Annotated in this window: 15 protein-coding genes; 13 read left to right on the top strand and 2 right to left on the bottom strand. The window is 34.2% G+C overall.

What is annotated here, in order from left to right; all coding sequences use genetic code 11:
* Positions 1–2: 2 nt before the first annotated feature.
* The 7 genes from I586_RS00080 to I586_RS00110 all read left to right on the top strand — a co-directional run bounded on the left by I586_RS00080 (position 3) and on the right by I586_RS00110 (position 14155).
* Positions 3–9011, top strand: coding sequence for a non-ribosomal peptide synthetase (locus I586_RS00080; RefSeq protein ID WP_010765230.1), 9009 nt, complete (start codon positions 3–5; stop codon positions 9009–9011).
* Positions 9012–9159: 148 nt separating this feature from the next.
* On the top strand, positions 9160–10890 hold the full coding sequence (locus I586_RS00085) for an ABC transporter ATP-binding protein (protein WP_010765229.1): 1731 nt from the start codon (positions 9160–9162) through the stop codon (positions 10888–10890).
* 18 nt (positions 10891–10908) lie between these two features.
* Entirely contained in the window at positions 10909–11589 is a 681-nt protein-coding gene (locus I586_RS00090; RefSeq protein ID WP_010765228.1) for a thioesterase II family protein, read from the top strand.
* Between the two features lie 17 nt (positions 11590–11606).
* The gene (locus I586_RS00095) at positions 11607–12362 is read left to right on the top strand and encodes an ABC transporter ATP-binding protein (protein WP_010765227.1); all 756 of its coding nucleotides are present in this window, start codon (positions 11607–11609) and stop codon (positions 12360–12362) included.
* The gene (locus I586_RS00100) at positions 12359–13054 is read left to right on the top strand and encodes an ABC transporter permease (protein ID WP_010765226.1); all 696 of its coding nucleotides are present in this window, start codon (positions 12359–12361) and stop codon (positions 13052–13054) included. Before I586_RS00095 ends, I586_RS00100 begins: the two co-directional genes overlap by 4 nt.
* A gap of 31 nt (positions 13055–13085) precedes the next feature.
* The gene (locus tag I586_RS00105) at positions 13086–13304 is read left to right on the top strand and encodes an LPXTG cell wall anchor domain-containing protein (RefSeq protein ID WP_010765225.1); all 219 of its coding nucleotides are present in this window, start codon (positions 13086–13088) and stop codon (positions 13302–13304) included.
* A 176-nt stretch (positions 13305–13480) separates the two neighbouring features.
* A complete protein-coding gene (locus tag I586_RS00110) occupies positions 13481–14155 on the top strand; it encodes a TetR/AcrR family transcriptional regulator (protein WP_010765224.1) in 675 nt (224 codons plus the stop codon).
* A gap of 77 nt (positions 14156–14232) precedes the next feature.
* Here I586_RS00110 and I586_RS00115 read toward each other — a convergent pair whose 3' ends face one another.
* Entirely contained in the window at positions 14233–14769 is a 537-nt protein-coding gene (locus I586_RS00115; RefSeq protein ID WP_010765223.1) for a PadR family transcriptional regulator, read from the bottom strand.
* Positions 14770–14915: 146 nt separating this feature from the next.
* On the opposite strand from I586_RS00115, the gene I586_RS00120 reads away from it, so the two are divergent.
* A complete protein-coding gene (locus I586_RS00120; RefSeq protein WP_010765222.1) occupies positions 14916–16121 on the top strand; it encodes an MFS transporter in 1206 nt (401 codons plus the stop codon).
* A gap of 75 nt (positions 16122–16196) precedes the next feature.
* Here I586_RS00120 and I586_RS00125 read toward each other — a convergent pair whose 3' ends face one another.
* Positions 16197–18860, bottom strand: coding sequence for a sigma-54-dependent transcriptional regulator (locus tag I586_RS00125; protein ID WP_010765221.1), 2664 nt, complete (start codon positions 18858–18860; stop codon positions 16197–16199).
* Between the two features lie 256 nt (positions 18861–19116).
* Here I586_RS00125 and I586_RS00130 point away from each other — a divergent pair, with 256 nt between their 5' ends.
* From I586_RS00130 to licT, 5 genes are all read left to right on the top strand, one after another.
* Positions 19117–19452: a PTS lactose/cellobiose transporter subunit IIA gene (locus I586_RS00130; RefSeq protein ID WP_010765220.1), complete on the top strand. Its 336-nt coding sequence runs from the start codon at positions 19117–19119 to the stop codon at positions 19450–19452.
* Between the two features lie 24 nt (positions 19453–19476).
* A complete protein-coding gene (locus I586_RS00135) occupies positions 19477–19785 on the top strand; it encodes a PTS sugar transporter subunit IIB (RefSeq protein WP_010765219.1) in 309 nt (102 codons plus the stop codon).
* A 17-nt stretch (positions 19786–19802) separates the two neighbouring features.
* Positions 19803–21062 carry a PTS sugar transporter subunit IIC gene (locus I586_RS00140; protein WP_010765218.1) on the top strand — a complete coding sequence of 420 codons (1260 nt, stop codon included), beginning with the start codon at positions 19803–19805 and terminating at the stop codon, positions 21060–21062.
* A 12-nt stretch (positions 21063–21074) separates the two neighbouring features.
* Complete coding sequence (locus I586_RS00145) at positions 21075–22127, top strand: tyrosine-protein phosphatase (RefSeq protein WP_010765217.1); 1053 nt, start codon at positions 21075–21077, stop codon at positions 22125–22127.
* 271 nt (positions 22128–22398) lie between these two features.
* On the top strand, positions 22399–23235 hold the full coding sequence (gene licT, locus I586_RS00150; RefSeq protein WP_010765216.1) for a BglG family transcription antiterminator LicT: 837 nt from the start codon (positions 22399–22401) through the stop codon (positions 23233–23235).
* The last annotated feature ends 40 nt before the right edge of the window (positions 23236–23275 follow it).

A 23275-nucleotide genomic window follows, 5' to 3' on the forward strand; every position in this document is an offset into this window, starting at 1 on the left:
TTTTGCAAAAAAAATATTTAATGAGTGCTGCACAACAAAGATTATTTGCGATTGATCAATTGCAGGAACAGAATACAACTTACAATGTTCCCATAATAATGAAAGTGGAAAATCAACTCGACATTGAGAGATTGACACGCGTTATCAATCAGTTGTGTGAAAGACATGAAATTTTAAGAACCAATTTTTCTGTAATGGATGGAAAAATGGTTCAGATGGTTAGCAGTGAAAGAACCATTGAGATTGACTACATGAAAGGGGAAGAAAATCAAATTGAGCAAGTAATTGGTCATTTCGTTAAGTCATTTGACTTAACGAAAGACCCTCTTTTGAGAGTATGCTTATTTGAATATGCTCCTAATGAGTCCTTATTAATGTTTGATTTTCATCATATAATTTTTGATGGAGAGTCGATGTATCCATTCTTTTCAGATTTGGTCAAGCTTTATAATGAAGAAACATTACCAGACTTAAAACTTCAATATAGAAATTTCAGTAGTTGGCACAATAAACTAGATATTTCATGTCAAAAAGAATATTGGTTAAATGAATTATCAGGTGATTTACCTGTAACAGAAATTCCCACAGATTACCCTAGACCTAAAGAAAAAGTTTACACCGGAAAATCATTAACGACTGAATTCGATCGGGAATCCTATCAAAAGGTAAAACAGTTAGCATTAAAATTTGAAACGACAGAGTACGTTATTTTATTTACTATTTTTATGGTATTGCTATCAAAATATAGTAATAATCGTGAAGTAATGGTTGGTTCTCCAGTATCAGGTCGCACACATCCAGATGTTCAAGAAATGATTGGGATGTTTGTAAACACTGTGGTGATCAGAGAAACATTTGAAAAAGACGATACGTTTAGAGATGCTGTAAAAAAAGTGAAAGAAAAATTTTTAACCGCATATGAAAATCAAGATTATGCTTTCGACGCATTAGTAGAGGATTTAGATATCAAACGAGATTCTTCAAGAAATCCGTTATTTGATTATACGTTTGTTTATCAAAAGGGGAATACTGAAACATTACAGTTGGGTGAAGCAATTTTATCTGATTATCCACTAGAACCAAGTGTTTCTAAGTTTGATTTAACATTAACAGCCAGTGATATTGGTGAAAATTATTTGTTCAATTTAGAATACTGTTCAGAACTGTTTGAACCGCATACGATAGAACGATTTGCAAAACATTATATGAACTTAATTCATTCTACGCTGAAAGACGATAGTCAGTTGATTGATAAGCTTTCTTATATTGATAATGAAGAATACCGTCAGTTGGTATCTCAGTGTGATCAAATAAGTTATCCAGTTTCCAAAATGAATTCGATCATTGAACAATTTGAATCGATCGTTGAAAAAAATCCAAATCAGTATGCACTTTGTTTACAAGGGCAGAAACTAACGTATGGTGAATTGAATGAAAAAGCAAACAGTGTTGGAGCCAAATTAAGAGCAGAAGGAATTGGTAGAGAAGACATTGTTGCATTAGTAATGGATCGCTCTTTTGAGATGATTTTAGGTATTTTAGGTATTTTAAAGGCCGGAGCAGCATTTTTGCCGATTGCCGAAGATGCACCGTTGTCGCGTATAGAATTTATACTAGCAGATAGTCAAGCAAAAATGATCATAACTGATCAAAAAAATGAATCTACTGTAAATCTTTTGAAAAATAAAGCTGTTTATGTTTTGAAAGAATCGGAAACCAGCAAGATAGAGAATTTGAGCAAAATAAATCAGCCAGAAGATTTGGCTTATATCATCTATACATCTGGAACTACAGGAAATCCTAAAGGTGTTATGATCGAAAATAGGAATGTACTAAACTTATTTGACTGGTTGATCCCTTTTAGCGAAGTTTCTTCAAACAGTGTAATACTTCAAAAAGCAACCTACACATTTGATGCGTTTGTTTTTGAATTATTTTGGGCGCTCCTCTCTGGAGTACAGTTACAGCTTTTAACATCAGAAGAAAATAAAGATTACAGTCATTTGTTACGTGTTATCAAAGAAAATAAGGTAACACACGCGATTATGATACCGACCATGTTTTCATCTCTTTTAGATTATATAAGAGTCAAAGGGTATGCCCATGAGTTTGCCTCTTTAGAAAAAATTTATTTTGGAGGAGAAGCATTAACGAAAAATTTAGTAGAAAACTATCGGAATTTAGTTGGAAGCGACGCATGTCATCTAGGAAATTTATATGGGCCAACGGAAACAACGATTTGTGCGACCGGCTTTATGATTCCAGAAAAGATAGAATCAGAAAATATTCCTATTGGGACGACGGTCAATAATGTTCACGCTTATATCATGAGTAATGGTGAACTATGCGGTATCGGGGTTCCAGGTGAACTTTGTATTTCTGGAAAGAATAATGCAAGAGGCTACCTGAATTTACCAGAAATGACGAAAGAAAAGTTCAGTGTCGATCCATTTGATCCTGAAGGAACCTTATATCATACTGGTGATTTAGCAAGATGGCGTTCAGACGGTCAACTCGAATGTTTGGGTAGAATCGATGAGCAAGTAAAAATTAGAGGATTCAGAATTGAACTAAGCGAAATTGAAACTAGATTGAAAGAAATAAGTGCTGTTCAAGATGCAACAGTAATCGCTAAAAAAATAACAGATGTGACAGATGACTTGCAGTTATGTGCATACATTGTGGTATCAAGTGAGTTAGAAATAACTCAAATAAAAGAGCGGCTAAAACAAGAATTACCTGATTATATGGTGCCACCTTATATTATGATTGTCGATGAAATACCGATAACGAAAAATGGCAAAGTAGATAAAGCAAATCTACCTCTTCCAAAAATACAAGAACTACGTACGTATATTTTACCAAGCACTGAAACAGAAAAACGTATTCTAGCTATTTTTCAAGAGGTACTCGGAATAGACAAAATAAGTATCCATGATAGCTTTTTCGAATTAGGCGGCCACTCAATAAAAGCAATGAAACTAGCGAGCTTGTTACAAAAAGAGTTTGAAATACCCGTTTCTTTAAGGGATATTTTAGAGCAAGAAACAATTGCTAAAATCGCCCAAAGGTTAGATCAAAAAGAAAAAGTAACGAAAAATGGCATAACAAAGGCAACAAATGATTTTGATGAAATGAGTTCTGTACAAAAAAGGATTTTTGCAATTGAGCAATCAACGCCGTCTAATACCAATTACAACATGCCCTTTTTTATGGAAGTTATCGGCACAATCGATCTTTCAAAATTAAATAATGCATTTAATCAACTGATTCAACGACATGAAAGTTTACGTACGATATTTGATGTAGTGGATGGTAATTTTCATCAATATGTTCAAGAAAAGTTGGAGATTACGATTGAACAATACTCAGTGAATAAAGAGGAAATTGATTCGGTGACAGAGGCATTTGTTCAGCCGTTTGACTTAATAAATGGACCGTTGATTCGTGTAGGTTTTATTAATACCGAGTCAGACATGGCCATTCTTATGATCGATTTACATCATATTATTTTTGATGGATTTTCATTGTCCCTATTTTTTGATGAACTGATCAAGTTCTATGATGAGACAACTTTAGCACCCTTAACTTTACAGTATAAAGATTATGCTGCTTGGCATAAATCATTAGATTTATCCCAACAAAAGCAGTATTGGCTAAATGAACTGAAAGATATGGGAGAAATTGCTAAAATACCAGCGGATCATATGGAAAAAGATGGCGAAAAATCTGAAGGTGAATCAGTAACCATTATGTTAAGTCAAGCTGTGACAGATTCAGTCAAGCAATTTGCCAAACAACAAAGTGTAACAGAGTATATGGTATTTCTAAGCTCATTTATGATCTTACTTTCCAGATATAGCAGACAGGAAGAAGTTTCTGTTGGAACAGCGGTTTCAGGTAGAACGGATCAAGAGCTTGAAAAAATGATTGGTATGTTTGTGAATACAGTCGTTATCAAAGGGGATATTCAGCGAACGGATACCTTTGAAAATATAGTAAAAGCGATGAAAGAGAAAACCCTGAAGGCAAATGAGAACCAAGATTATCCATATGAAAAGCTGATTGAATTAGTGACAAAATCAGATGAACATTCACGTAGTTCGTTATTCAATATTATGTTTTCTAGTGAAGTTGACAGTATGCAAGAGCTGCAATTAGGGCAAACCAAATTGCGCCCGATTCAAATAGATTCTGAAAACGTTAAGTTTGATTTGATGTTTTCCGTTAACGGGATGAATGATAACTACGCGGTTATGCTTGAGTATGATACACGTTTATATAAGAAAGAGAGCATGGAACGAGTAGGGAAGCAATTCATTAGTTTGATGGAGAATCTCATTAAAAAACCGAGTGAGCAAATTGAAAAAATAGGAGTCTTAAAATCAGACGAGATCCAACAATTGATCGAAGAGAATTTAGCGACTAATACAGAGTGGCCAAAAGATAAATCAGTTCTTGAACTATTCGATGAGCAAGTAAAACGTACTCCAGAAAAAATTGCATTAGGAACAGACCAAAGAAGGTTCACTTATCTTGAATTGAATCAACGAGCGAATCAAATTGCGCATCTACTAATAGATTTAGGTGTACAAAATGAGGAATTTATTGGATTTATCGCTGATAAAAATAGTGAAACAGTACCAATTATGCTAGGAATATTAAAAGCTGGGGCAGCATATCTTCCATTGGATAGAAAAAATCCGATTGAACGACAAGAATATATCCTGCGTGATAGTCAGACTCGCATTATCTTAACAGCTGAAAAGGCTGATAAGAACGTGTACGATTCTTTGGCAACGGTTGTACCGATCTCAGATAGCCAGTTATTGGATAGATCAACAGAGAATCCAGGTATTCAGGTTTCCCCTGATCAATTGATTTATTTAATGTATACCTCTGGTACAACTGGAAATCCCAAAGGTACAATGATTGAACATCGAAATGTAGTTAGGCTTGTTAAAAATACGAATTATCTAAACTTTGAGAATATACGTATTGCGCAAACCGGCTCTATCGCATTTGATGCTTCGACATTTGAAATCTGGGGAGCATTGCTCAATGGAGGATATGTTTTCCTTGCTGATCCGGATGTTTTAATGGATGGCTACTTGTTGGAAACCACTATCAAAGAAGAAAAAATCGATACAATTTTTATGACAGTAACGTTATTTAATCAGATGGTTCTTACCCGTATTACAGCTTTTGATCAATTGGAGCATATTCTAGTTGGTGGAGAAAAAGTATCAGAGAAGCATATTCGATTGTTAAAAAATAAAAATAAATCAATTGAATTTATCAATATTTATGGTCCTACAGAAAGTACTACATTCGCATTATTTTATCCAGTAGATCAGGAAGTTCCAGAGGAAATTCCAATTGGTAGACCAATAGCGAATACAACAGTGTATGTATTTGATGGTGATCAATTAAGTGGTTTTGGGATTCCTGGCGAATTGTACCTTGGCGGTGCTGGACTTGCTAGAGGCTATTTAAACCAAGAAGAAATGACCAATGACAAATTTATAGATAGTCCATTTCAGGCGGATGAGCGACTGTATCGAACAGGTGACTTAGTTAAACTAAATGAAGCACATCAAATTGAATATCTAGGACGTATCGATAACCAAGTCAAGTTAAGAGGGTATCGGATCGAACTAGATGAAATTAAAAAAGCACTATTGGAACTGCCAAAAATAGTAGAGGCAGAAGTAATTCTTAAAACGGTGAAAGAATCTCCTCTATTGTGTGCCTATCTTTCACAGGATGGTGGAATGACTGAAAGCCAAATTGACTTTGAACTTAGAAAAGTACTTCCAACCTATATGATTCCTTCGGTTATCATCATTATGGACAAATTGCCAGTCAATCGAAATGGTAAAGTAGATCATCAAGCATTGCCAACGCCAAAAATAAACGAAAATCAGACTCAACGACACTATAGTCCTCCTGAAAATGACACGCAAAAGATAATTTGTGGCATATTCAGTGATGTTTTGTCAGTAGTAAAAGTTGGTGTAGATGATAATTTCTTCGAACTTGGAGGAGATTCTATCAAGGCAATCAGCATCGTATCAAAACTACGAGCAGCTGGATTTGAAGTGAGCGTAATGGCTATCATGAGTGAGCGAACAATTCGTAAGATTGAACGTAAAACAAAGGTGATTACAAAAGCAAGCATGATCGATCAAGGAATGGTAACAGGTAAAACAATACTTTCACCAATACAACAACTATTTTTCAGTAAACAATTACCAAAACCAAATCACTTCAACCAATCGTTTATGTTTAAGAGTAAAGAACCCATTCAAAAGGAGAAACTACAACAAACAGTCAATATCTTAATAGCACATCATGATGCGTTAAGAACAAGATTTGATGGAACAACTCAAGAAGTATTGGCCTATCAAGAAGACTCAAATTTCTTATTTGATTACCACGATTTAAGTGAGATAACAATTGACGATGATGTTATGACTGAAATTCAGAGAATAAGCACTCGCGCGCAAGAGACACTGAATATTGAAACTGGGGAATTAGTCAATGTTCAATTATTTCACACAAATGATCAAGATTATCTGTTAATGATTGTTCACCATCTAGTAATTGATGGCGTTTCATGGCGTATATTGATTGAAGATTTTAACACGGTCTACCATGCTTTAACAACTGAAAATCAGTATTTGTTACCAGAGAAAACGACTGCATTTATTCACTGGACGGATGCCTTAAAAGAATATAGTAAGTCAGAAGAAATCATAAAGGAACGACCTTATTGGCAAAAAATCGAAACAAGTATCAAAGAGGCAATGCCTGATGAAAATGAGACGCATTCTCTTGAACAAACAGTTGAAGAAGTGGAAGATGATCTGTCAATAGCATTAACTAGAAAATTACTCTATGATTCAACTTTTGCGTATGATACTGAAATCAATGATCTGTTATTAACGGCTGTGTCTAGAGCTGTCGGTGAAACGATTGGAACCAATGCTGTTTCTTACTCGATGGAAAGTCATGGACGTAGAGAATTAGGCGAAAACAAACCATTGATCGATCGAACACTAGGGTGGTTCACTAGCATTTACCCTGTCGTATTTACTGGTATCGGACAAACAATTGCAGAGGATATCGAAGTAGTGAAAAAGACTCTGAAAGAAGTACCTAATCAAGGATTAGGTTACAGTTTATTACAAACATACGGAGAGTTGCCTTTGGAAAATATTGAGCCTGAAATCACGTTCAACTATTTAGGTGATTTGGAATCAATGAGTAACCAATCAAACTTTTTACAGATTGCAAAAGTGCGACATGGTGAAGACATTTCTGAAGTGAACCATTTTGGAACACCACTTTTGATCAACACGGTTGTTATTGAAGGTCGTTTACACATTCAAATGAGTTTTAATCAAAAAAGATATAAAAAAGAATTGATTGATCAACTGATCAAGAACATTATGACACAACTGGAAGCAGTGATTTTACACTGCAGTAAGCTGAAAAATGAACGTGGAGCAAATCCGCTTGAATCCTTTATAACGAGTGAATATGACCGTCAAAGTATCTACACGTCCTATTCAATTGAAGGAGAAGTTTGTCGATTATTATTTGTTGAAAACTTAACACTAGAATTTTATCGTACGTTACAATCAGCTCTTGCAAAAGGAAAGCTTGTTGAAGTACCTGATTATTTTGTTGATTTAGACAAGTATGAGGATCAGTTAGCATTTTCAACTCGAAGTGAATTAGAAGCATTTGTGAGGTCGCCAAATATGCTGGAGACATGTACGTTTGCTGGCTTTGATTTTAGTGACCATGAGATTGAGCATAAGTATCCTGCTGCAACGATCCAACGTAAATATTTGGAGCAGTTTAATGACACGATTGTCTCTCATGTTTTGACGATTGATGGATATTATCCTAAAGATAAATTAATCAATGGAGTCAAAGAAATTATCAGAACGCAACCGTCACTGAGATCTTCTTATAGTCAACAAGAAAATCAAATGACGATTGTTGAGCATGCTTTTTCGAATGAATGGCCAGTTACGTATGTGAACAATAGTTATGGTGAAGTCCTTGATCCAATAAATTCAAGTAGTCTTCATACAGATAGCGCCATGCAAGTATTAAGTAGCATCACACTAGTCAAAGTATCTGAAAAACGACATCAGGTTCACATTAATGCTTCTCACAGTATTTGGGACAAAACCAGTTCGACAATAATTGAACAATTGTTAGTACAATATTTGCAACATGAGACGCCCCAAACGCTAGAGATGCATGAAGGTCTTAGACACTATGCAACCAATGTGGAACAACGAAAGAATTCAAATAAGAATCAAAAAATTGTTACTGATTATCAACTAGCTTCATTTAGTCAACTTGCGGATCAGTTTCTTCTGGAAAATAAAGAAAACTCTCTCTCTCAATCAGAGTTTGTGGTTTTAAAACTAGGGAAACATCTGAATGAATTTTATGAAAATAATACTTGGGGATTATTAACCTATTTCATGAAAATCATTGCAAAAGAGAGTGGGATGATCAAGCATCAAGAGTCCAAATTACCGTTTTATATTTTACAAGAAAATAGACGTTATTTAGGAAAACAATACCTGGAATCTTTAGGAGCATTCTTAGATTGTATACCGATTGTGATTGATCAAGAGCATAGTGAAAATGATTCGAAAATACATGAAAATGTTACCCAAATTCAGCACTTAATGTCTGATATGAGTGTAATGGACATTTTGGAAGAAGAACAACCATTACCAATCGATAAACTAATCTCAATCAATAATCAAAGTGCTTTTGGGTTAACGTTTGATCAGTTTAAAGACCTTCAATTACTTTTTGAAGAAAATGAGATTTGTTCATACGAGGTGTTGGTAAATAAATACTTGAATAATTTAGTCTTGGGTGTTCCTAAGACAATGAAAAACCAACGGAAGATGCAACAAGTATTAGAAGAAGAATGTAGTCGTTTGGAAGAAAAACTTAAAAAAAGTGAATGACCAACATTTTAAACAATTTTCTTTTTCACCCAAATTTTTTAACGATTTGGGTGGAAAAGTATCAAGTAAAAGAAGCCTCATACGAAGTGAAGTGTAAACGCCTTTTAATACAGTGCGATGTTAAGTAGAAAAATACAAGGAGATAATAATGGAGCAAAATATGGAAAAGAAATTCAGTCTATTTAAAAATAATCGATGGTTATTGTTTGCAACAATTGTAGTATCTGTGATTGCACAATTGAGTTTAGTTCTGCTAGCACTTTCATTGAAGAGTTTGATGGATGCCGGAACAGCAATGGATCTTCAAGCGTTGTATCGCCAAATATATGTTTGTTTAGTTATCTTGATTGCAATGACCGTTTTTAGTTATAGTGCGTCACAATTGAAAAATCTTTATATTTATAGAACGATGCGTAAATTTAAAGAAGATATTTTTGAGGAAGTAATTCACCAAGACTATGTTACGTTTCAAAAAGTGAATTCAGGTAGTTACCTGTCCATGTTAACAAGTGGTTTTCAAAAAATCGATGAAGAGTATTTGTCTTCTTTCTTTGAGATCATAAAAAGTGGCGTTTTGTTGGTGTTTGCATTGTTTTCAATGTTTTTAAGTAATTATAAATTAGCAATGATGATCATTGTTGTTTGTATTCTGCCAATTGCTATTTCGGGATTATTTGCAAAAAAAATGGAACAGGCTCAAACGTTAGAGACAATTAATGATGAAAGTTATATTGCGAAAGTAAAAGATATTTTGTTGGGATTTTTGGTTATCAAAAGTTTTCATGTAGAGGATCAAATCAAAAAAGATTATATGAAATACAACGAAAAACAAGTGAAAACAAAATATTCTTCAAGAAAAATTACAGAGTTGATTATTGCTATTTCAAAAATGTCTAGTTTTTCAGTTATATTTGTGGCGTTAGCTGGTGGTTTGTTTATGGTCATCAAAGGGAATGCAACCGTGGGAGATATTATTGCAGTGACACAATTAGTAAACTTTGTTGTTATGCCAATCAATGAATTAGGCGTTCTAATGACTAAGTATAAGAGTGGTCAAACAGCGTACAAAAATGTTTTAGCAAGTATTGAACCTAAGCAGACAATTAAACTAACGGATAAAACGGATTTTGTAAAAGATATTCGCTTTAAAGATGTTCAATTTGCATATCCATCTGATGAAAAGAATCCTGTCAATGTATTGAAGAATTTTAATTTTGTTATTGAAAAAAATAAGAAATATGCAGTTGTAGGGTTATCTGGAAGTGGGAAATCGACAATTTTAAGATTATTATTGAGATTTTTTGACATGCAAAAAGGTCAAGGAACACTTGATATTGATGGCATGAATATTGCAGATATTTCTCAAGAAAGTATTTATGAAATGATGTCGATCATTCAACAAGATGTGTATGTTTTTGATCAATCGTTAAGAGATAATATCACATTGAACCAAGAATTTTCAGAAGAGGCAATAGAAGAGGCAGTACGTTTATCTGGTATGAAAGAATTTGTTAGCAGAAAACCATTAGGTATCGATATGGCCTGTGGAGAAAATGGAAAACTTTTATCTGGAGGAGAAAAACAACGATTGTCGATTGCCCGCTCCTTAATTAGAAAAACACCAATTCTATTGATGGACGAAGCAACATCAGCGTTGGATCAGACAACTAGTTTTGAAGTAGAGCAAGCTATTTTAAAAATTCCTCAACTGACAGCAATTGTTATTACGCATAAATTAAATGGCGAACTATTATCGCAATATGACGAAATCGTTGTTATGAACAATGGCCGAATCGTTGAACAAGGTCCATTTGAACAATTGTTGAAGCAAGAAGGCGATTTTTCAAAATTATATCAAGTTGTTCAATTAGAAGATTAAATCAAGGGGAATCGAAGCATGGCAAAGAAAGTTTACTGTATTCCGTATGCAGGAGGATCAACATTATTTTATTCAAAGCTCTATCATTATTTGGCTAAAGATATTGAACTTGTACCTCTTGAACTAAGTGGAAGAGGGTTAAGAATGGAAGAACCACTTTATGAAGAGTTTCAGGAAGCATTAATGGATCTCCACGATCATTTTTTAAAGAATCATCAACCAAATGATTCGTTCATCATTCTTGGTTATAGCATGGGCGCACTACTTGCTTATGAACTGACCCGAATAATTGAAAAACAAGAAATTTTCCCTACCACCCTGATTTGTGCAGCAAGTGATCCGCCAGGAACTTTAAGAGATTTTAGTTCTGTCTCATCATTAACAGATGAACAAATGATCGATTATTATATTAATGCTGGCGGAATGGAAGAATTAACGGTAGATGAAAGAGAACTGATGAAATGCTTCCTGCCGATTATCCGTAATGATTTGAATATGTTGGGAAACTATCGTCCATCTAAAACAAAACTTTCTACTCCTATGTCGATATATAGTGGTAAAGCAGATCATCTAAAAGAATTACCTGGATGGACAAATTATGGGGAAAAAATAAGCTATATAACATTTGAAGGAAATCATTATTTTTTGAAAACGAATTATCAACACGTGGCGAATGAAATCAATAAATTATTTTGCTAGAAAAAGGGAGTGAGAAGTTGACGAATGCAATTGTAACTGAAAATGTCAGTAAAACAATCGATCAAAAAAAAATAGTTGATGATATCTCAATTCAGGTAGCGCAAGGAGAGATTCTAGGTATTCTAGGAAGAAACGGTGCAGGAAAAACTTCTCTAATGAAACTATTATTGAATATTATTTCTCCAAGCACAGGTACGATCCAATTATTAGATAAAACCGTTACTACACAAGACAATAGTGTATTAGGCGAAATTGGCTGCTTAATTGAAACGCCAGTGTTTTATAATCAGTTATCTGCTAGAGAAAATTTAGAAATTCATTGTTTGTATATTGATGAAAAACATTGCGAAAATATTTCTGAAACAATGGCTTTGGTCGGATTAGGTGGAAAAGAAAATGAGTTGGTTTCAAGTTTTTCTTTAGGTATGAAGCAGCGTTTGGGGATTGCAAGAGCGATAGTGACGAAACCTAAAATTTTGATTCTAGACGAACCTATCAATGGATTGGATCCGATTGGAATGATCGATGTTCGAAATATACTATCTGAAATGAATCAAACCTATCAAACAACCATTTTGATTTCAAGTCATATCATCACAGAGCTTAGTCAAATTGCAAGTCGAATTATCATCATGGAGGAAGGGAAAATTATCCGTTCTTTAGACCAAATTGAACTAGAGCGAGAAGAAAGAAGTTTAGAAGAAGTATTTATCGAAATTATTCAGAACTATCAAAATCCAGCCAAAAATTTTGTGAACGGGGAGAGTCAATGAAAGCTTATGCAAAAATCGAGCTAAAAAAAATTAGTTTGAAGAGTCAATTCGTCGGATTATTGATTGCGAATATATTTATTATGCTACTTTCAGTATCTTTAGGGATGCTGATTCCCATGTCAGTAGAATTGATGGAAGGAATGAATTTTTCAATTAGTGCGGGTATGTTAGTAGATACGTTGATCAAAGCAATTTTTATTGTTTGGGAAGCGATCTTGTTGGCAATGCTAATCGTGAGTGAGTTTCAAAATAATACGGCCTTGATGTTTTATACATATCCGGTCCAGGTCAAAGAAATCATTATGGCAAAAGTTGTGATTGTCCTTTCGATCATAACAAGCTTTATATTTATTTCTGAATTTGTTCAAAATGTTATTTTATACTTAGTAAGTTTTATTTTTCCAAGTATAAATTATCAATTTAATTTCAGTTTACTTGTTACGATGGTTATTACAACAGTAGGAAGTGTCCTGATGGGATTGATTCCTTTATTTTTCGGGATGCTCAACAAATCAGTTATTGTTACAGTAACAGTTTCAATTTTTATTATGTGTATTGTTACGTCTTCTGCAGCAGGTCCTGGTGGAATTCTGTCAAAAGGAGCAGCAGCTATTTTTCTTGGAATTTTAGGTCTAATAGCTGGTAAAGCAACGTTTTCTAGAATTGAAAAAGAAGATTTTAAATCAAAATAAAAAATTATAGCGATGAGAGGGGCAAAAAGAAATGAGACCAATGATGCCAAAAATGAATAAAGAGATTGTTTTAATGGGGAATTATGTATTTGTAGTAGTAGGAATTGCTTTGTTTATCATAGGATTGATCATCTATTTGTTAACAAGAAAAAAAGAAAAGAAAGCCTTAAAATATACTGGGCTAGGCATGATGGCGGTTGGCATTTTATCCGTATTAAACAATATTATTCAATACTTTATTTTTAAATAGTAAGATACTTTAGATTCGTAGGTTTGATTATTCGTAATAGGATCGAATAAAGAGACGATAATTAAGACAATTTGTATTATCCATATTTATACTCGTTTTTGAATAACACCTTTACACTAGAAATAATAAATGCTACGATTTAGCTATAAGTAAACTATTAGAACGGAGGCGAGTATGTGTCTAGGAACAAAAATCCAGAAGTAACGATTGAAAAAATTCTAGTGATTTCCGAAAACTTGTTTCAAACAAAAGGATACGATAAGACAACTATTCATGACATTATTAGAGAATTAGGAATGTCTAAAGGGGCTATTTATTATCATTTCACTTCAAAAGAGGAAATATTAGAAGCCGTTATACAAAAACAATTCAAGAATTCTCATGATGATTTGATCAAGATGATCGGTACGATCGAAGCAGAAAATGCCAAAGAAAAATTAATTAAGCTGATGAATTTAATCGAGCAAAGAACATCAAAGACCAGAGTGACAGCTGTTCAAGAAGTAATGATCAATCAAGCAAATAATCCTCAATTTGTTATTTCAGGGATGCAAATAGCTGTGCAACAAGAGGCCCCTTTATTTGCTGAAATCATAAAAGAAGGAATTCAGGATGGTTCATTAGAAACTGAATATCCAAATGAATGTGCAGAAATGTTTTTATTGCTGATCAATTTATGGTGTAGTCCATTTGTTTTTGAATCAAGCTTGGAACAAGTGAAGAGTCGTTTGTTATTTTTAAGGCATAATATGCAGTTATTAGGGTTAGATATTATTAGTGACCAATTAATTTCAGATTTAATTGGTTTTTATCAAGAAATATACGATGAACATGAAATGGTTGAAAAATGAAAGTACAAATAAAAAGTGATCAAGACAAAGCATGCACACGCTCTTGTCTTGATCGCTTTTTTTAAAAGAGATAGAAGTCACATCTTAGCAAATAACGCTTCAACTTGCTCTTCTGCCCACTGACACCAACTCAATTCTTCCTTACACATCCGGATTTTCCTTTGAATAACTAGGAAACGACCAAAGTTTTTTTGACGTTCCAACGGATCAGTAATCTGATCGATTTGTTCTTGTTTTTCTTGGTTCCTTTTTAAAATCTTTAGTTGATGTTGTTTTCGTTCAAATAATAATCCTCTAACAGTATCTTTTTCTAAGATAGCCGCTACATACATTTTAGCGAGAAATTCATCTTTTTGAGAAGGTTCGTTTGTTTCTTCTTGAATCCAGATGCTTACAACCTTTTCTCCTTTTTCAGTTAGGTGATAAATTTTCTTTTGCGCATGTTTTTCATCGTTTTCTACGCGAACGTATTCTTCTTTTAATAGTTTAGATAAAGAGGTGTAGATCTGACTGTGATGTGCTTCCCAGAAAAGTGCTAAATACTGTTTCAATTCATAGCCAGTACAAGGTTTTCGAACTAACATACACAATAAAATATAACTAAGAGTATTCATAGCAAACAACGCTCCTTATTATTTTTGAATCCGCTTATTTTTTTATTATAGCACAAATTATGCTGTTCTTTAGAATGAACTTACATGTCAATATTGACATGTAAATAATTTTAGTGTAATTTTTTATATAGAGAGAAGGGAATTAAATGGAAGAAACAGATTATTTGGAAGAACAGTTAGCAGAAGTAGCGATTGAAAAAGGAGGGTTGCGTTCAGCCTATGCAGTCGCATTTACATGTATGATTGCATTTATGGGGATTGGCTTAGTTGATCCTATACTAAAAACAATTGCACAACAGCTAGATGCTACACCTGCTCAGACAACATTACTATTTACAAGTTATATGTTAGTAACAGGTGTGATGATGCTTTTTACAGGATTTATTTCCAGTCGAATCGGTGCTAAGAAGACATTGATCTTTGGACTTATCATTATTATTATGTTTTCTTGTTTAGCAGGTTTTTCTGAAACAATTAAAGGATTAATCTATTTACGTGCAGGTTGGGGACTGGGTAATGCCTTGTTCATTTCGACAGCACTATCTGCAATTGTTGGTGTTTTAGCAGGACAAACAGAAAAGGCAATTATTATGTATGAGGCTTCAATGGGTCTAGGAATGTCGATTGGCCCCTTATTAGGTGGCGTTTTAGGTAGCGCATCTTGGCGATTACCATTTTTTGGTGTGGCATTTTTGATGTTTATTGCGACATTAGCAATTTCGTTTCTTTTAACGCCAATTGTTAAACCAAAAGAAAAAGTTTCTATATTTGCTGGTATCAAAGCGCTAAAAAATCATAAGTTACGGTCGATAGGTGTTATCGCACTATTGTACAATTTTGGTTTTTTTACTTTATTAGCATATGCACCATTTTTACTTGAAGGATTTACAGAGATGCAAGTTGGTTTTGTCTTTTTCGGGTGGGGAGCATTACTTGCTGTTGCATCAGTCTTTATCGCACCAATTTTGGAAAAAAGAATCAACACGTATCGTACTATTTTGTTAGCCTTATTCTTTTTCCTTGCAAGTTTGTTTTTTATTGGGCTTAATGCACAAAATCCTCAATTTGTAGCGATAGGCGTTATAATAGCTGGTTTCTTTCAAGGGTTGATCAATACACTTTTAACAACCATTGCTATGGAGATTCCCACTATTGAAAGAAGTGTCGCTTCTTCATCTTATAGTTTTATTCGTTTTTTTGGTGGAGCTATTGCACCTTTTGTTGCTGGAAAGTTAGCTGAAACTTGGAACTCAAGTGTCACTTTTTACTTTGCTGCCTTGATGGTACTGATTGGTTTAATTTTTGTCATAGTGCATAGCCAGTATTTTGCAACAGAAGAGGAATATGAATAAACAGAAAAAAGAAGTAGGGAATAACGAAAACCGTTATTCCCTACTTTTTTAACTTTAAATAGTAGTGACAAAAATTTAGATAAAGGATTCATTCATAAAGAAAGCTGTGATGTAGAATACTTCGTCATTTGGTATTGTGATTGCATAATAGGCTTCTAAGAATTGAGTATTTTTTTGTACACAAGCAATTTCTTTTACATATTTTTCCTGAAAAGATATATGTTGCGGAAAACTACTAACATTTTTTCCTTGTTTCAAGCGATCAATCATACAAACAACATGACAAGCTAAACCGACTTTTATCTCATATGAAATAGTAGGATTTATTTCATGAGCCATTGTTTCGACCCATTCCCTGATTGACGCAATCAGTTTTTCGCCGTGCTCATATTCTAACATACCGGCAATGTTGGTTCTCATACCTTCGAAAGAAATTTCATAATCAATAAGTGACTGAATCTTTTGTGTTTTTATTGGATCTAACGCTTCTGAGATAGAGAAGTGTGGCGTTGTTATGGGTGATTCGAAAGGTCCAACTGTACATATGATCTTACCAGAACGTGTTAAGTTATTGATCGTTTCGGACAATAATGTTGCATCAGTTAGTTGTAATGAGACGATTTCACAGGTACCACCTCTTAAATTTAAACGACTACTTAACATTTTTTTGATTAATTGAGCAGAGCCTTCACCAGTAGTACAAAGCGTTAAAATATATAATTTTATCGTTTTATCCTCAGCTGGAGTGTTTGTTTTGTAACTAGAAAGTCCCCTTATATTGACTGTAGACTCAAAAACTTCATTCAAACCATGACCCAAAGAAGCTTTTCTACTTGCCTCTAAAACATGTAGCGTACTAACAAGTTCAATACAACGAATCTGAATAGTCAATTCCTTTTGTAACTCATCACTGAAATTGATCAAAGATCCCATATCAACAAGCAAAAGAACATCTTTTAGCTGGTCTTTTGCACTTAAATAATCTTTGATAGTTGTTAATGTAACGATTGGTTTTTCATCAAGGCTCATATCGAAACCGACTGCTATTTGTTCACCAAGTAATTTGTTGACGACATTAGCCATACTTGTTGCGGTTGATTCGCCATGGGCAACAACGATAACTTCAACTGTTGAATGTTTCTTGGTTTTATTTTCATTGGGTGTAAAGAATAATGCTAGAAAGCCTGCTTCATCTTCTGGAAGCTGGACACTAAAATCAGCTTCAATAATGGAGAGGCAATGTTGAGCCGCGTCAAAAAGACTAGGATGTTCCACTTTAATTTCAGAAATACGAGGATTGCTGATCGTTTGACCTCTTTTAACACGTTGAATCGTATTGTACAAATGAAGCGCTAATCCGTAACGAACATTATCAGACAAGTAAAAATTCAGTAATCGAGAGGCTTTCGCGCAAACTTTATTTGCAGTTGCAACGATTTCAGATCCCACGATTTGCTCTAAGTTAGTTAAATCAACAGTTGAATCAGTATTATAAGAGTGATAATAATTCGTAATGGTTGACTCGATAATTTCTGAAGTTTGAGATAGATCTAAACCGATCCGTTCCATGTCACTCATTTTTTGTTCAATGATTTGGTAAATATCATGTCCTTTCGTATCATTTGGTAGCATTAGTGTGGTTTCTTCTTCGTCAAAAAGGAAAAAGCGCGTATTCGTATTTGGCAATAAAAACCAGATTTTCTTTCGATCTTCTGTGTTATACAGCCCTTCACGGATATAATGAGGGAGCTCATAACTACTGATTTTGATCGTTTCTTCTTGTCTGGCAATAAATTGAGAATAAGCTTTTGCACACAATAGCTGGATATCAGCTTTTAATTGTCCAACATTATTTGAACAGTGATAGCCTAGTAACGCTCGAATAGTATTTGTCGAAACTTCAATTGGTGTTTGTAATTTTTTTGTTTCAGTTTGAAAGAAAGTAGAAATCAGACTTAGCCGTTCTTCAAGACCACGATCTTCTAGGTTAGGTATTTCGATTCTCATTGGAATACGGCGAATGAATGTTTGAAGCAATGAAGACGAAGTATCTTCAGTCGTCGCGCAAATAAGTAAGACTTGCGCTTTCCGTTCACTATTTGTTTCGCCTAATCTACGGTAAACACCTCGGTCAATAAACGTAAACAACATTTCTTGACCTTCAGGTGGAAGTCGATGAATTTCATCTAAAAATAGAATACCGCCATTTGCCTTTTCTAATAGTCCTACACGATCATCATGCGCACCGGTATATGCTCCTTTTAGAATCCCAAAGATAGACCCTACGAGTAATTGCGGATTATTTGCATAATCTGCACAATTAAATGTGACAAATTCGGAATCCGCTTTCACTTTTTTCTGTGACGTAGCATAAGAAAAAATTAATTCTGCGAACATACTTTTTCCAACACCAGTCTCTCCTGTAAGTAGGATATGCATGCCATGCGGGGGGTATAAAACAGCTGCTTTCGCCTGCTCGCCACAATGAAAAAGACTGGGGCTTTTTTGGATGAAATCATCTAAACTATTCTTTTCTGTTGCCTTTTTTGGTGTAGTTGAAAAAAAGTAAACTGGTTTGGTGCCAGTTTTTTTTGCTTTTCCAATTTTTACTAATTGATTTAAATCGCTGCTAACATTTGCTCGTGTAATATTTAGCTGCGTAGCAAGTTCAGTTGCAGTGACAGGTTTCTCTTCAGTGTAGTCATTCAGTGTATGAGCGACTTTATCGATTCTTTTCATGTTCTCCCGACCTTTAACAAATAGTTTGGTTCCAGTAATTTACCATAAGTATAATGTTGTAAAAGCAATTAGTCAAAGTCATCTGTTTTACTTTCTGTAATGTGTTTTATTTGATCGCTCGAATGTGTTTTATCATTTGTTTTTTTAAAACACATGGGTTGTAGCGACTGGTTTAATACTGTTTAGATTGTTTGGCACAGTAATTGCTTATAGTAATATGATGATGTTAGTCACTAGTTGAAAGGGAGAGGGTTCGATGATTTCAGAAATAGATGTCATGCAAATCATTGTTTATGCAGGTAACGCTAAGTCACTTGCAATGAACGCAATCAATGAAGCAAAAAAAGGAAAGATAGTTGAAGCAAAAAAAATGCTGGAAGAGAGTAAGAGTAATTTAAAGATTGCGCATCAACAACATACAGATATTTTGCAAAAATTTGCGAATAATCCAGATGAGCCGGCTAATATGTTTTTGACCCATGCACAAGATCATATGATGGCAGCAATCACTGCGACAGATTTTACAAAAGAAATGATTGATTTGCATGAAGAAATACAGAAATTGCGTATCTTAATTAAAGGGAAGAGTTAAAAAAATAGAAAGGGATGAGTGAATATGAAAATTACGTTAGCGTGTGCAGGTGGAATGTCGACAGGAATGTTAGTGAAAAAAATGGAGGAATATGCCGAGACACAAGGAATCAAGGCCGATATTTCAGCTTGTGGTCTTAGTGAATTGGAAGAAAAAGTAGTTGGATCAGATATCATCTTACTAGGTCCTCAAGTTGGCTATCAACAAGAGAATGTAAAAAAAGAATATCCGACTATTCCTGTTATGGTAATCGAAATGATGGATTACGGCATGATGAATGGAGAGAAAGTTTTTAAACATGCTCAAGAAGTAATTACGGCTAATGCGGGTTAATTAAAGGGGGATTACGAATGTCAGACGTGAAAAAAAGTTCGTTTATCAATGGATTGAATCTGTTTGTTAATAAATTTTCAAATAATATTTTTGTTAAAAGTATTGCGAACGGTATGATGATGACACTACCAATCACGATCGTAGGAAGTTTGACTACGATTATTGGGATGATTCCAGGGTTACCAGAAATTGTGGTGAAAGCTTGTTCGTTAGGGACATCAATTTCAAGTAATCTAATTACAGTATACGTAATCATCGGGATTTCAAGTGCAATGGCAAGGGAGAAAAAAGGAGATGTTATTGCTTCTATTATTCTCTCGCTAGCAACATTTTTTGTTTTGACACCTATTACGGCATTTGATATTGGACAGGAAAAGCCAGCAATGGCATTTGAGTTAACATATTTAGGCTCAAAAGGAATTTTCGTGGGAATGATCGTTGCACTTTTTGTAACTTGGCTTTTTGCCAAAATGGTAGAAAAACGGATTACATTTAGGATGCCAGAAAGTGTACCGACAGCTATCGCTAAAACCTTTGAGGCCATTGTACCCGCTGCAATTATTTTTATAGTAGCTATTATGATTAGTACAGCCTTTGCTGAAACCCAATTTGGAAATATTCATGACTTTATTTATACCAATCTACAAACGCCTCTTGAAGCCTTAGGTGGATCGATTTGGTCAGCTCTTTTCATCATGTTTTTATCGGAACTATTATGGTTTTTCGGAATTCATGGGAGTATGGTCGTGGGCTCTGTTATTGCTGTTTTATTCACAACGCAAGCGTACGCTAATATGGAAGCTGTAGCAGCTGGAGAAGTGGCTACGAATATTATCAATTCTTTTTTCTTAGATGCATTTAAAGGACCAAGAGCTTTGGCGTTAGCTGTTATTTTGGTTTGGATGAGTAGAAGCGAAAAATTTAAATCAATCGGTAAAATTTCATTGATTCCTAGTATTTTTGGTATCACTGAACCAATGAAATTTGGAATACCAATGATCATGAACGCAATCATTTTTATTCCGTTGACTCTTTCGGCAGCAGTTTGCGTAGGAATTGCCTACTTGGCGACAATTATTGGTTTTTTACCAGTCATCAGTGTGAATGTACCCAAAAATTTACCAACTTTCTTATCTGGTTTTATGGCGGCTGGCTGGCAAGGATTGGTTGTACAATTGATTCAATTTGTTGTGGTAGTATTATTGTATCTACCGTTTATGAAAAAATTGGATAAACAAGGAGTTGTCGAAGAAGAAGCAACTGTAAAAAATGAATAGGAGCGTGAAAAGATGCGAGCACTTGAGGTAAAAAGAAATGAAAACGAGTTAGCAATCTATATTCCAGATGCAGCAGTGCTACCAGCGAACGTTTATTATGGGCTAGATAATTCAGGAGAAACAAACACTGATTTTATAGAATTTACTGAAAAAGGTTGGCAAACGATAGCGGATCCTAATAAGGATGAACGTCTTTACTTTCAATTAAAAGCAAATTCAGAATCTTTTATTGGAGCAGAGCGGCGTTTACCTTTAACTAAATTATATAACTGTCGAGATATGGGGGGCTATTTGGCTACAGATGGTCGTTTGACAAAGTGGGGGGAAGTTTTTCGTTCAGATGCGTTACATCAAATTGATACAGCTGGTCAAGCTTATATTGAACGTATCGGGGTAAAACGAATCATTGATTTTCGTTCGCCAGAAGAAATAATGAAAAATCCTAATAAGAGAATTTCAACTAGTGAGCTAGCCAATTTTAATCCTCATGCTGATATGGCACAGCAAGCGAGTACTCAGTCTATTTCGAAAAAAGATGAAGATAAAATTGCACAACTAGAGGAAATGGTAAAAACTGAAGAAGGTCGATTGCAACTGGTTAAAAATCGGAATGTTATGATCAAACAAATGGAACAACTTGCTATAGGTGGGAAAGCTATTGAAGCATATAAGCAATTTTTTAATGTTCTTTTACAAGATTCAGTAACACCACTGATTTTCCACTGCCAAGGGGGCAAAGATCGGACTGGTTGGGCAGCTGCGCTATATTTAGGTGCTCTAGGTGTAGGCAAAGAGCAAATTTATCAAGATTATCTTTTAACAGAGAAAATGAATGCTCCTAGAAATGCGAAAAGAATGAAAATTTATAAAAAATATACGGACAATGAGGATGTTTTGGCATTTTTATCATCACTGCAACAAACAAGAGTCGACTATCTAGATGGTGCATATAAAACAATAGAGACACGGTATGGAACGATGAAAGAGTATTTAAATGAGGCGTTAGGGATTGATGGGAATCAGCTAGAAATACTGAGAACGAAATATCTCTATGACATAGACTAAAAGCAATCACTAAGAAGGGGGAAACTAGCAAGACAGAGAAAATAAATCTGTTTTGCTAGTTGTTGATTGATCGGAAATTTCAGAAGTGTTTAATTAACCAAGATCGCCTTGTTAAAAATATAAAACAACTTTTTACTTTGTTGACAACGCTTTACTTTCATGTTTTAATAACAAGAGAAATCAAGATTGTTACTGAATTTTCAGGCTATACTTTATTTCTTTTTATCAACATTTAATTAGCTAGCTGATCTAATCTCATTGAGGAGATATTATGGAAGTAAAAAAAGTAATCAATAATAATATTGTAAAGTCTCTTGATTCAGATGGTCATGAAGTGTTAGTGATGGGTAAAGGAATTGGCTTTAAAAAAAATATCGGTGATGTTATTGAGGATATGCTTATCGAAAAAGTATACACAAGCAACGCTGATCTAAATACAAATAAGCTTACTCAATTATTAGCGAATGTTCGTTTAGAACATTTACAAGTTGCAAATGAAATCATTGGTTTTGCTAAAGTTTCTTTGGGAAAAAAGTTGAACGAGAATATTTATCTTACGTTGACTGATCATATTGATTATGCAATTGAGCGACATAATAGTGGTTTACCTGTTCGAAATGCTCTTTTATGGGAGATCAAGCGCTTTTACAATCATGAATATTTGATTGGTAAAGAAGCGTTGACTATTATTTCTAATCGTTTGGATATCGTTTTACCGGAAGACGAAGCAGGCTTTATTGCATTGCATATTGTGAATGCTGAATTGGATTTGTCACAAGTCAGTCAAGTATCTGAAATGACAAAAGTCATTCAAAAAATCATTAATATTGTAAAATATCATTATAAAACAGATTTGGATGAATATACATTAAATTACGAACGTTTCATTACGCATTTAAAATTTTTTGTCCAGCGATTGTTTAGTGGAATAGAGTTGGATAAGGATAAAGATGAGGGCTTCTTGTTTATGTTGAAAGAAAAATATCAAGAAGAATATCTTTGTGCTTTAAAAATTCGCGAATACATCGCTAAAGAATTTGGTCGTGATTTAAAAGAGGATGAGATGATTTACCTAACGATTCATATCAGAAGAATAACGAACAATTAAAGGATTGTTACTGTATAAAAACAGGCTATACCTAAGAAAA

The organism is Enterococcus moraviensis ATCC BAA-383 (genome assembly GCF_000407445.1).
Lineage (GTDB): Bacteria > Bacillota > Bacilli > Lactobacillales > Enterococcaceae > Enterococcus_L > Enterococcus_L moraviensis.